7 protein-coding genes are annotated in these 11,872 nt (G+C 73.3%); 3 read left to right on the top strand and 4 right to left on the bottom strand.

The features are described 5' to 3' along the window. The coding region (locus ACFSL4_RS20520) for an ALF repeat-containing protein (RefSeq protein ID WP_381084733.1) at nucleotides 1–2,176 on the top strand (2,176 nt) is incomplete at its 5' end. A 114-nt stretch (nucleotides 2,177–2,290) separates the two neighbouring features. Further along, nucleotides 2,291–2,674: a hypothetical protein gene (locus ACFSL4_RS20515; RefSeq protein ID WP_381084730.1), complete on the top strand. Its 384-nt coding sequence runs from the start codon at nucleotides 2,291–2,293 to the stop codon at nucleotides 2,672–2,674. 118 nt (nucleotides 2,675–2,792) lie between these two features. Here the strand turns inward: ACFSL4_RS20515 and ACFSL4_RS20510 are convergent, their stop codons facing one another. Together ACFSL4_RS20510 and ACFSL4_RS20505 are read right to left on the bottom strand one after the other, a co-directional pair. Beyond that, nucleotides 2,793–5,000 carry a S1 family peptidase gene (locus ACFSL4_RS20510; protein WP_381084727.1) on the bottom strand — a complete coding sequence of 736 codons (2,208 nt, stop codon included), beginning with the start codon at nucleotides 4,998–5,000 and terminating at the stop codon, nucleotides 2,793–2,795. A 90-nt stretch (nucleotides 5,001–5,090) separates the two neighbouring features. After that, entirely contained in the window at nucleotides 5,091–5,633 is a 543-nt protein-coding gene (locus ACFSL4_RS20505; protein WP_381084724.1) for a hypothetical protein, read from the bottom strand. Between the two features lie 565 nt (nucleotides 5,634–6,198). On the opposite strand from ACFSL4_RS20505, the gene ACFSL4_RS20500 reads away from it, so the two are divergent. Next, nucleotides 6,199–7,158 carry an EamA family transporter gene (locus ACFSL4_RS20500; RefSeq protein ID WP_381084722.1) on the top strand — a complete coding sequence of 320 codons (960 nt, stop codon included), beginning with the start codon at nucleotides 6,199–6,201 and terminating at the stop codon, nucleotides 7,156–7,158. Nucleotides 7,159–7,485: 327 nt separating this feature from the next. Here the strand turns inward: ACFSL4_RS20500 and ACFSL4_RS20495 are convergent, their stop codons facing one another. Both ACFSL4_RS20495 and ACFSL4_RS20490 read right to left on the bottom strand, forming a co-directional pair. Continuing rightward, entirely contained in the window at nucleotides 7,486–8,610 is a 1,125-nt protein-coding gene (locus tag ACFSL4_RS20495; protein WP_381084719.1) for a lipid II:glycine glycyltransferase FemX, read from the bottom strand. A 212-nt stretch (nucleotides 8,611–8,822) separates the two neighbouring features. Further along, the gene (locus tag ACFSL4_RS20490) at nucleotides 8,823–11,771 is read right to left on the bottom strand and encodes an FAD-binding and (Fe-S)-binding domain-containing protein (protein ID WP_381084717.1); all 2,949 of its coding nucleotides are present in this window, start codon (nucleotides 11,769–11,771) and stop codon (nucleotides 8,823–8,825) included. Nucleotides 11,772–11,872 lie beyond the last annotated feature (101 nt).

The following is an 11,872-nucleotide window of genomic DNA, read 5'->3' as shown; positions in this document are numbered from 1 at the left end:
GTGGGCGACCGCCTCCGCGCCGGCCGCGAGCGCCGGTTCCGCGGCCGCGGGCGCGGCCCGCAACGCCGCCGCTGCCGCTGCCGCCTCCGCCCAGGCCGCGCAGTCCGCGGGCGCGGCACAGGCGGAAGCCGCCGAGGCCAAGCGGCAGGCAGCCATTGCGAACACCGCCGCCAACCGCGCCACCAACTTCGCCTCCACGGCACAGGCCCTGGCCAACTCGGCCGCTGCGGCGGCGCGCACGGCACGTGACGCCGCCAACTCCGCCGCGGACCACGCGGACAACGCCGCGGCTGCGGCCGAGGAGGCGGTGCAGTACGCCGGCCAGGCGATCGACTACGCCAACAAGTCCACCGCCCACGCGGCCGCCGCGGTCGAGGCGGCCAACACCGCCACCCAGGCGGTGCAGGACGCGCTGTCCGTGGAACAGGCCGCGCGAGACGCGGAGTCGGCGCGCCTGGACGAGTTCAAGCAGCAGGGCCTGGACGAGGCCGCGGAGCTCGCCCGGATCGAGGCGGCGGAACGGGCGGCCTACGAAGACAAGCGCGCGCAGGCGGAGCAGACCGACCAGGCCGTCAAGGACCTGATCGCCCAGGCCGAGCAGGCCCTTGCCGGCAGCGACCTGGCACTGGCCGCCACCCTGGGCCGCAAGGCCTCCATCGGCCTGCTGGACGCGAACGGCGCCTGGACGCGGGAAGCCGCTCAGTTCGCCCTGTCCGGCACGGACGCCGACGTGCACGCGTGGATCGAGACCGACCGGGCCATCGCCCAGCGGCAGGACGACCGGGAGACCGTCCTCTACTACGCCCAGGTGTCCGCGCCCGCGATCGCCGCGGCGGCACAGACCGCGCTGGAGAGCGACGCCGACGACGCGGCGCAGGCCTTTCTCACCGCGGGGGCGATCGAGGCCGCCGCGGACGACTACCGCGTTCAGGTCCTGCGCATCCTCAACAACAACCCCGGCTCCGCGGTCAAGGCGGCGGCTCAGGCCGCACTCGACGCGAACACCGCCAAGGCGTTGCAGGACTTCTTCGACAAGGCCTACCCCGACGCGGTCCGTGAGGACGACGCGGTCGCCACCGCAACCCTCATCAACAACGGCGGCCCCTACACCAAGGCGCACGCCGAGGTCGCGCTGGAAGGCCCGACGTGGATGCGCCGGAACTTCATCGACGTCGTGCAGCACAAGACGGCGCAGCTCGACTACGACTCCGCCACCCACATCGCGGCGGTCCGCGGCGCGATCGCGGCAGCGGCGAAGATCGCCTGCAAGGCGCAGGAGGACGCGGCGCTGGCGTCCAAGGCGGCCGCGGAGGCACGCGAGGCGGCCGACGAGGCGGCACAGTGGGCGAACAAGGCGCAGGCCTCGGCCCAGCAGGCCGCCGGCTACGCCGACGAGGCGCGCAAGAACGCAGACGACGCGGACGAGTCCGCCGCTTCCGCCCAGGCCTCGGCGGACAAGGCCAAGGCCGCGGCGGCAACCGCGCGTGGCGCCGCCCGCTCGGCGAACTACTCGGCCAACAGGGCGATCGACGCCGCGCGCAGCGCCCTGAACTCCTCCTACAGCGCCCAGGCGTCGGCGGCCAGCGCCCGCCAGTCCGCGCTCCAGGCGGGCCAGGACGCCAAGACGGCGGCGGCCGCGGCCAGCGACGCCCGCCGCATCGCCACCGAGAAGCGCAAGGCCGAGGCGGCGGAGGCCGCACGGCAGGCGGCCGAGGCGGCACGGAAGAACCGGGAGAGCGGGACCGACCCGGCCGACAGCCCCACGCACGACCAGGTCAACTCCAACGGCAGCAACGGCGACAACGGCGAGAAGTGGTACGAGGACGCCGGCTGGTGGGCCGACACCTTCAACTACATCAGCATCGGGACCGGCTTCCTCTCCGCCGGCCTGGGCCTCGCGGGCCTCGCCTTCCCGCCGCTGGAAGTGGCGGCCGGGTTCTTCGCGTACGTCTCCATGGGCTCCGCCGCCCTCAGCACCCTGTTCACCGGCTTCGAGTACGGGTTCACCAGCGGCGAGTTCGCCTCCTCCGCCGCGGGTACCGCGCTGGGACTGATCACCTTCGGCCAGTCGAAGGTGATCGGGGCGCTCGGTGGTACCAAGGTGGCCACGAAGGTCACGCAATTCGCCCACGATCTCGTGTCCCCGATCACCTCGACGCTCTCGTCGTGGTTCTGACGGGACCCGGTCGTAGACTGATCGGCAGGGGCCGGCATTCGACGTCGGCCCCTGCGCCTTTCTCACCGGTCTTCTCATCACCCATGGATTTCCCACCGGAAGGACACCACGCTCGTGCTCGCGTCCGTTGCCACCGGATGGCTGTGGCTGATGGCCGCAGCGGCCTTTGCGATCCATTCCTACGCCATGGCGAGGTGGATCCCGCTCCGGAAATTCTGGATGCCGTATCCCTTCATCATGGCCGGATGCGGGGTCGGTGCGGTCCTGTTCGGCCAGTGGCGCGGTTTCTCCCTGGCCGCCATGGTGACCGGATACGCGTTCGCACTCGTCGGGCTGACGATCGGGATGTTCCCGACCCGCAAGCGATTCACGCAGTGGGCCCATGAGATCGAGCGCGGTGTGCACCGCGAGAAATACGACTACCCGGCCTCGCACCTGGTTTTCTGCGCGGTCTCCGTCATCGTCATGCTGGTCGTCGCGTTCGTCCTGACGCGGTGACACGGCCGTGACGGCGGCGGGGTGACTCGGCACGCGCAGACACGGCGAGAGCCCCCCGATGGGTCTCTCCCATCGGGGGGCTCCGGGCGTCGGCGGACGTGCGTCCTGCTGCCCTCGGCTACCGGACGGCGGTACCGAAGTCGACGCCCGCGGCCGGGAGGCCGCCCTGGCCGGGCTGGTAGGTGGTGACCGCGGTGGCCGTACCGCCGGCGGTCACGTTGGGCATCGGCAGGACGTGGACGGCGCCGTACGTGGACGGGCCGTACGGCATGCCGACGTACAGGTTGGTGCCCGTGTAGTGGATGCTCCGCCCCAGGTACTGGTTGACGCCCGGGGTGCCCGGGACGCCGGCGGAGTTGCCGGCCTCGATCCAGCGGTCGTTCGCGCCGGGCGCGCCCAGGAGCGAGAAGGTCATGATCGCGCCCGCGTTGGTCGTCGTACCGATGGCCTCGTTGGGAATGCCGACGGCCAGCTTCATCGTCCCCGTGGTGCCCACCGCGTGCGGCGCGGTGTTCACGGCGGCCACGGTCGTACCGAACCGGTCGCCCGCCTCGGATGCGCCGATCACGTCGTCGTCGCCGGTGCCGGAAGCGATCGTGTGGAGCTGGCTGAAAGTGCCCGAGGCGGTGAGCCGGAAGGTCTGGACCATACCGGTGTCCACCTTGTCGGCGCCGTTGATGGTCAGGTCCTCACCCGGCACGCCGACCGCGAGGATCGACTCCGTGGCGGCCGCCGCGCCGGAGGGGCGGTAGGGAGCGAGGGCCAGGGACTTGCCGAACTGGTCGCCGGCCTCGGCGCCGCCGGATACGGTGCCCAGTGCCTGGTCGAGGTAGTACAGCGGGGTGGGGCGGCTCTCGGAGTTCAGCGTGTGGCTGAAGACCGTCACGTTGCCGGCGCCCGATTCGGTGCCGACAGCCTCGTTGGGGGTGCCGACGGCGATGTGGTTGGCGTCGGCCGCGACGACGCTGCCGAAGCCGTCGTTGGCCTCCACCGCGCCCGGCACGCCCGTGCTGTCCTGGTGCACCGAGATGTTGGTCGTGCCGTGCACGTAGACGATCATGCCGGCCTTGGAAACGGAGCCGAGGGACTCGCCGGGCACGCCGATGACCAGGAACGGCTCACCGGCGGTGGTGGTGCCGGCGGCGAGGGCCGCGCCGGTGAGGTCGCCGGCCTCGGGGCTGGACGCGGCCAGGGAGCCGGTGCCCGTCCCCTGCTCGAAGTGGGTGTACTTCACCGTGCCGGTGCCGAGGCCGTTCGGGGCGCCGTGCAGGATGTCGACCATGCCGGCGTCGGCGGTGCTGCCGAGATCCTCGTGGGGGATGCCGACGACCAGGTCGGTGCAGCCGTCCTCGTCCCAGTCGACCGTGTCGACGGCCTCGCCGAACTGATCACCGGACTCGGCGCCGCCCGGCACCCAGTCGAGGTTCTGGTTGATCTCGGCGGTGCCCTTCCCGCCGCCGTACACGATCCGGACCAGGCCCGCGTTGGCGACGCCGTCGACGGTGGCCTTGGGGTCGGCGACGGCGATGTCCTCGACGCCGTCGCAGTTGAAGTCGGTGATGCGGGTCGCGCCGACCTTGGAGTCCACCCAGGAGGACAGGTCGTCGACGCGGGCGGCGATGCCTCCGGTACGGGTCTCGGCGGCATCGATGCCGAAGCAGCCGCCCTGGTACGACTGGCTGCTGAGGGCCACGAGCTGGTGCGTGCCCCCCGCGACGCGCACCACGGGCCCGCCGGTGTCACCCATGCACGCTGCAGCGCCGTCCTTACCGGTGACGGTGGCCGTGGTGGTGGCGGTGCTGTCCACCGAGAGGACCCCGGTACTGAGCTTCAGCGGCGCCCACTCGGTCCTGGTGCGCCCGTATCCGGCGAACGTCAGCTCCTCGCCGGCGGTGGGCGCCGTGGTGGCCAGGGCAACGGGGGCGACATTGGTGACCGGCCGGTTCAGGCGGGCCAGGACCACGTCGCGGTCGGTGCGGGGCACGAGCTCCACGACCCGGCGCACGGCGCCGTCGGTGCCGGTCAGGTCGGCGCGGCCGATGGTCGCGGTGGTCGTCGCCTTCGGCCTGCCCGCGGGCACGGCGAGGCTCGCCGCCGGGTCGTCGGCGAAACAACTGGCCGCGGTGAGCAGCCACTCGGGATCGACCAGGACACCGGAGCAGCCGCGGTCGTGGTCGCCGATGACGAGCTGGGCGGTGTAGCTGAACGTGGTGTCGGTGACGGGGGTACCGGTGACGGCGGACGCGGGCGCCACGCACAGCGCGACGGGGGCGGCGATCAGGGCCGCGGCCAGTGCGGAGTCACGCACTAATCTGGTGTGTCGCATGACGTTGTTCCTCGGAATTCCTTTGGACTGGACGTCTGCCGGGCCCGGTGGCCTGCGGCAGAGCGAGGGACAGGGGTGGTCGGCAGTGCCCTACTTGGAGGTCCTGATCTCCACGAGCATGAACTCGCGGCCCTGCTCGTCCGCGCTCTCTCCGACGGCGGTCCAGGTGTTCTTGGCGATGTCGAAACTCTTCTCCTCCGTGCCCGCGGTCATGTCGACCTGGGTGGTGTAGTCGTTGCCCTTGACGGCGTAGACGGAGGGGAGCTCCAGGGTCAACCAGCCGGAGTTTCCGGTGACCTGGAAGCAGATCTTGCTCTTGTCGCGGGCCAGCACCTCCAGCTGGCCCGCCCCGCTCACGCAGTCAGCGAGCGTGATGTGGCCGTCGCCGCGCTTGAGGAGGATGTTCTTCTCGGCGAGGATCCTGTCGGCCTGCGGGTAGTTGAAGTCCTCCACGGCGTAGCCGGGGGCCTCGCCGGCGACGGGCGCTGCCGCCCTGGCCGCGGTGTCCTGCACGGCGTGCGCGCCGCCCGGCAGCGCGAGCCAGGTCAGGGCGCCCGCGGCAGCGGCCGCGAGAGCGGTCCCCAGGAGTCTCTTCCGCCCGGGCCTCGCCGGAATTTCGGCAGGTGCCTTCATCACAGTCCTTCACTCGTGGGTGTTTTACGCACAGGTGTGAAGGGGTGACCGGAATTGCCGCGCAGCCCCCCACTCCCGGCGCGGGAAGAATAACTGTTCGAAGCGCGCCGGTTCTCGACATTGATCACATCGGGCGGTCTGTCACCGGCATGGTGCTCGCGCGGCAAACCCGTCAGGCGGGGTGGTCGCTTCTTCTCGCCCGGGGCCCCTCGAGGATTGCCCCTGAGTGCATTTCCGCCGGCCCGAGCAGCAACTCCGGCCGCCTGAGTGGTTGCCATCGGCCGACAAACGGCTGGAACGCGACGGCCGCCCCGACGACGCCGGCCAAGGCGCACCTCAAGGAGCGCGACAAAATCCCCGGAACACCATGACCTCCGGGATTCCCGGGACGAGGTCGCGCCAGGCAACACGAGTCGTCCGCTGCGCAGGAGGCGGTTTCAGCCGCCCTTTCGACCGCACGAACCCCGGCGAAAGAGACGTTCACACACCCAACCGAGTCCATTACCATGGACTGCCAAGTGCATCACGCTGAACAACCATCGAGTCGCGTCCCCAGGATGGCCCCGTGAACAGCCCTCGCTCCGCGTCCTCCGCCCCGGCCCCCGCCACGGCCTGGGCGAACCCCGCTCCCGCGGCAGCCGACGGAGCCCGGCTGCGGGGTTCCCCGGGGCCCGTGGGACTGGTCCTCGCGGGCGGCGTCTCCGTCCAGTTCGGCGGGGCGCTCGCGGTGACCCTGATGACGCGGACCGGCCCCCTCGGCGTGGTGAGCCTGCGGCTCGTCGTGGCGGCCGCCGTCCTGCTCCTGGTCTGCCGGCCCCGGCTGCGCGGGCACACCCGCGCCGACTGGGGCACGGTCCTCGTCTTCGGCGCCACCATGGCCGCGATGAACGGGTTCTTCTACGAGGCGGTGGACCGCATTCCCCTGGGCCCGGCGGTCACGCTGGAGGTCCTCGGCCCGCTGGCCCTGTCCGTGCTGGCCTCCCGCCGCGCGGTGAACCTGCTCTGGGCCGCCCTCGCCCTGACCGGCGTCTTCCTCCTCGGCGGCGGTGACTTCGGCCATCTGGACCCGGCGGGCGTCGCCTTCGCGCTGTCCGCGGGCACGATGTGGGCGGCGTACATCGTCTTCAGCGCCCGCACCGGGCGGCGCTTCCCCCAGGCCGACGGACTCGCGCTCGCGATGGGGGTGGCGGCGGCGCTGTTCGTGCCCCTGGGGATCGCCGAGTCGGGCACCGACCTGCTCGTCCCGGCAACGGTCGGCCTCGGCGCCGCCGTGGCGATGCTGTCCTCGGTCCTCCCCTACACCCTGGAACTCCTCGCCCTGCGCCGCCTGCCCGCCTCCACGTTCGCGATCCTGATGAGCCTGGAACCGGCGCTCGCGGCGACCGCGGGCTTCCTGATCCTCGACCAGTCCCTGACCTCCGCACAGGCGGTGGCCATCGCACTGGTCGTCGCGGCGAGCATGGGGGCGGTACGGACACAGGTGGGACGACGGGAACAGCCGGCGTCGGCAGAGCCGGAGACGTAGGCAGAGCCGGAGACGTCGGCGGCGGGTCCTGCTGGACCAGATCAGCTGCGCACAGGAGCCCGTCATCGGTCGGCGGTGACGGGCTCCGAGCGAGCCTGTCGCGATCTCTCAGCCCACGGCACGCGTGCTCGGCACAGGGCGGCTCGGAGAGTCCGGCCAGATGCGCTGCCCCTCGCCGCTCACCGTCACGCCGAAGCGCTCCCGGCCCGGCCGGTCGTGCTCGGCGTACACGCTCGAACGCCACGCGGCCGACGGGTGCCGGTCACGTTCCGCACGGTCCTCCGGCCCGTCCGACGACGACCGCCCTGTCCGTATGCGCGCCCGCAGTCACCGGCGCGACATGTACAGATCCAACGCCTTGTGCAGCAGGCGGTTGAGCGGGTGGTCCCACTCGCCCAGGTACTCCGCCGCGTGCCCGCCCGTGCCCGCCTTGAAGCGGAGCAGGCCGAGGAGGTGGTTGGTGTCCTCCAGGGTGTCGGTGATGCCGCGCAGGTCGTAGACGGCGGCACCCATGGCGTGGGCGTCGGTGAGCATGCGCCACTGGATCGCGGTGCTGGGCTGGACCTCGCGGCGGCGGGCGGTGGAGGCGCCGTAGGAGTACCAGACGTGCGCACCGACCGTCAGCATCGTCGCGGCGGCCAGGACCTCGCCGTCGTGGTGTGCGAGATACAGCCGCATGCGGTCCGGGTCCTCCGCCGTCAGCGCGGTCCACATCCGCTGGAAGTACGGCAGCGGGCGCGGGATGAAGCCGTCGCGCTCGGCGGTCTCCGTGTAGAGGGCGTAGAAGGCCGGCAGGTCGTCGCAGCCGCCCCGGACCACCTTCACGCCCGCCTTCTCGGCCTTCTTCACATTGCGGCGCCACTGCTGGTTGAGGCCGCCGTGGATGTCGTCCAGGGTCCGTCCCGCCAGCGGCACCTGGAAGACGTACCGCGGCTGGCCGGCCGCGAAGCCGTCCTCGCCGCCCGGCTGCGTCTGCCGCCAGCCCATGCGGCGCAGCCGCTCCGCGATGTCGGCCGCGCCCGGCTCGTACTCGGTCGGCGGCACGTCCCGCAGCCGCCGCGCCCCCGGGTCCGCGATCGCCGCCTTGACGGCGTCCGCGCTCCAGCGGCGTACGACCACGGGCGGGCCCATCTTCACCGAGAAGGCGCCGCGGCCCTTGAGGTGGGCGAGCAGCGGCTCCAGCCAGCGGCCGAGGTCGGGGGCGCGCCAGTCGATCAGCGGGCCCTCGGGCAGGTATGCCAGATACCGCTGCAGCTTCGGCAGTGGGCGCAGCAGCACCAGGCCCGCCCCGGCCGGCCGCTGCCCGCCCTCCTCGAACCAGCCCAGGCTCTCCGCCCGCCAGTCCGGCTTCACCTCGCCCCACGACGGCGCCTGCATCGGGCTCGCCGACGGACGCGAGGCGATGAACGCGAGGTGTTCCTCACGGGAGATCGGGCGGATGCGCAGGGTCATACGAGGGCTCCTGAGGAACGGGGAGACTGACATCGGGTACGGACGCCGGAGGGCCCGAACGACCGGCTCCCGGTGCCGGGGCATCACCGCGTCACCGGTGGACGGCGTACGCCCTCGCCGGCCGGGCGGGAGCCCGGCCCGTCCCGCTCCTCCATCCTTCCGGGTACTTCCCGCGCCGCCACGCCGTGCGCGGGAGTTCACCGCGTTGGCCGTCACTCCTCCGTCGCCGGCCGCCCCTCTGCCGGTCCGTGCGGCGCCGGCCCTTCGGCCAGCACCTCCGCCAGGTGCCGCGCCCTGACGCCCGCCAGCTGCTCCAGCTGGGTACGGCAGGAGTAGCCGTCCGCGAGGACCACCGCGTGGGGCGGGGCCGACCGCACGGCGGGGAGCAGCTGGTCCTCCGCGCAGGCCGTCGACACCTCGATGTGGCCCTTCTCGAAGCCGAAGCCGCCCGCCAGTCCGCAGCAGCCGCCGCTCAGTTCGCCCGTCAGGCCGGCCGCGGCGCGCAGCCGGCGGTCCGCCGCGTCGCCCAGGACCGCGTGCTGATGGCAGTGGGTCTGCCCGGCCACGGGACGGTCCAGCCGCAGCGGCGTCCACTTCGGGGCACAGCGCTCCAGGGCCTCGGCGAACGTCACCACCGCCGCCGCCAGCCGGGCCGCGCGCGGGTCGTCGTGCAGCAGCTCCGGCAGGTCCGTGCGGAGCGTGGCCGCACAGCTCGGTTCGAGGACGACCACCGGGAAGCCGTCCGTCAGCAGCGGTTCCATCAGGCCGAGGGTGCGGCGCAGGACGGCGCGGGCGCGGCCCAACTGGCCCGTGGAGACGTAGGTCAGCCCGCAGCAGACCGGGCCGGGCCGGGCCCCCCGCCGACCCCCGCCCGCCACCGGCCCGGCACGGCCCGCCTGCGGCAGGACGACCTCCACTCCCGCGGCCTCGAGCACCCGTACGGCGGCCCGGCCGACCGACGGCGACAGGTGCTCAGTGAAGGTGTCCGGCCACAGGACGACCCGCGGCCCGGCAGGGGGCGCCCCGCCCGCCCGGGGCGCCGCGTCCCCGCGTGCCCGCCCGGCGGACTCCCGGTGCCACCACCGGCTGAAGGTCTCCGGTGCCAGGCGCGGAAGCTGCCGCTCGGGCGCGATCCCGCCCAGCCGCTTGCCGAGCGCCGCCAACGGGCGTACGGACGCGAGGGCGTTGACCACCACGGCCGTACGGGTGCGGGCCACCGCGCGCAGCCACACCGGCAGCCGGCCCATCGTGTAGTGCGCGGCCGGCCTGCGCCGCCCCGCGTAGTGGTGGTGCAGGAACTCCGCCTTGTACGTGGCCATGTCGACGCCGACCGGGCAGTCCGTGCGGCAGCCCTTGCAGGACAGGCACAGGTCCAGCGCGTCCCTGACCTCCGCCGACCGCCAGCCGTCGGTGACCACCTCGCCGGCCAGCATCTCGTGCAGCAGCCGGGCCCGTCCGCGCGTGGAATGCTCCTCCTCTCCGGTCGCCCGGAACGACGGGCACATCACTCCCGCGCCCGAGGCCGTCGTCGTACGGCACTTGGCGACGCCCACGCAGCGCCGGACCGCCGCGGAGAAGTCGCCGCCGTCCGCGGGGTAGCCGAAGGCGACCGGCACCGGCCGCCGGGGCAGCGGCGCGAACCTGAGGTCGTCGTCCAGCCGGGCCGGGCGGACCAGCATGCCCGGGTTGAGCAGGCCGTCGGGATCCCAGACGTCCTTGGCCCGCTCGAAGAGGCCCACCAGCTCCGGTCCGTACATCCTCGGCAGCAGCTCCGCCCGCGCCTGGCCGTCGCCGTGCTCCCCGGACAGCGAGCCGCCATGGGCGACGACCAGGTCGGCGAGCTCCTCGGAGAAGCGGCGGAAGCGTGCGATGCCCGCCCCGGTCAGCAGGTCGAAGTCGATACGGACGTGGATGCAGCCGTCCCCGAAGTGGCCGTACGGCGCTCCACGCAGTCCGTGGTCGGCCAGCAGGCGCCTGAAGTCCGCGAGGTACTCCCCCAGCCGGGCCGGCGGCACCGCACAGTCCTCCCAGCCCGGCCACGCCTCGGTGCCGTCCGGCATCCGGGTCGCCGTGCCGCTCGCGTCCTCGCGCAGCCGCCACAGCGCGCGCTGCCCGGCCGGATCGGTGACCACCACGGCGTCCGTCACATCCGCGGCCCGGACGATCGCCTCCGCACGCGCGCGTGCCTCCGCCTCGCTCGCGCCACCCGCCTCGACGAACAGCCAGGCGCCGCCGCGCGGCAGTCCCGCCGACGGCGGCACCAGGTCGGCGGCCATGCCCTCCACGGTCAGCGGGCCCTGCGGCAGCAGTCCGGCCGCCGCCTGGGCCGCCGCGCTCTCGTCCGCGTACGCCAGCACGGCCAGCGCACGCGCGCGGGGTGCCTCGACGAGCCGCACGACCGCCTCCGTCAGGACGCCCAGGGTCCCCTCGGAGCCGCACAGGGAGCGGGCGACGTCCGCACCGCGCTCCGGGAGCAGGGCGTCCAGCGCGAACCCGGAGATGCGGCGCGGCAGGACGGGGAAGCCCGTGCGCAGGAGCGCCAGTTCCCCCTCCACCAGGGCCCGCAGGCCCTCCGGCGCGCCCCGCCAGTGAGCGCCCGGGGCCAGGGCCTCGCCCCGCGCGGTGAGCACCGACAGCCCGCGCACGTTGTCCGCCGTGGTGCCCCAGGCCACCGAGTGGGAGCCGCAGGCGTTGTTGCCGATCATTCCGCCCAGGGTGCAGCGGGCGTGCGTGGAGGGGTCCGGGCCGAAGCGCAGGCCGTGCGGTGCGGCGGCCTCCTGGAGGCGGTCGAGGACCAGGCCCGGCTGGACCACCGCCGTGCGTGCCTCGGGGTCCAGGGACACGATCCTGTTCATGTGCCGGGTGAAGTCCAGCACGACTCCCGTGCCGGTCGCCTGCCCCGCGATCGACGTGCCGCCGCCGCGGGCGACGACCGGCACTCCGTGCGCACGGCACACGCTCAGCGCGGCCGCCACGTCCTCGGCGTCCCGGGGGGCCACGACGCCGAGCGGCACCCGCCGGTAGTTGGACGCGTCCATGGTGTGCAGCGCCCGCGCCGTCTTACCGAAGTCGACCGCGCCGCGCACCGCCGCACGCAGTTCGGCACCGAGTGTGACGGTGTCCACACCCGTCACCCCGCGCCGCTCCCCGAGATCCGTCATGCTCCCAGGATGCATCCGGCCACTGACAGTGACCGCCTCTGGGTGCGTGTGCCCCGGTCGTGGCCGTCTCGCCGACCGGTCGAGCACCGACAGTGACCGGA

It is taken from the genome of Streptomyces caeni (genome assembly GCF_042678285.1).
Lineage (GTDB): Bacteria > Actinomycetota > Actinomycetes > Streptomycetales > Streptomycetaceae > Streptomyces > Streptomyces caeni.
This window is presented reverse-complemented; position numbering and strand designations above follow the sequence as displayed.

What these genes read in the sequence shown, in the direction of transcription:
- ACFSL4_RS20510 (WP_381084727.1), bottom strand. Translation starts at nt 5,000, where the DNA reads ATGCGACACACCAGATTAGTGCGTGACTCCGCACTGGCCGCGGCCCTG.
- ACFSL4_RS20505 (WP_381084724.1), bottom strand. Translation starts at nt 5,633, where the DNA reads ATGAAGGCACCTGCCGAAATTCCGGCGAGGCCCGGGCGGAAGAGACTC.
- ACFSL4_RS20495 (WP_381084719.1), bottom strand. Translation starts at nt 8,610, where the DNA reads ATGACCCTGCGCATCCGCCCGATCTCCCGTGAGGAACACCTCGCGTTC.
- ACFSL4_RS20490 (WP_381084717.1), bottom strand. Translation starts at nt 11,771, where the DNA reads ATGACGGATCTCGGGGAGCGGCGCGGGGTGACGGGTGTGGACACCGTC.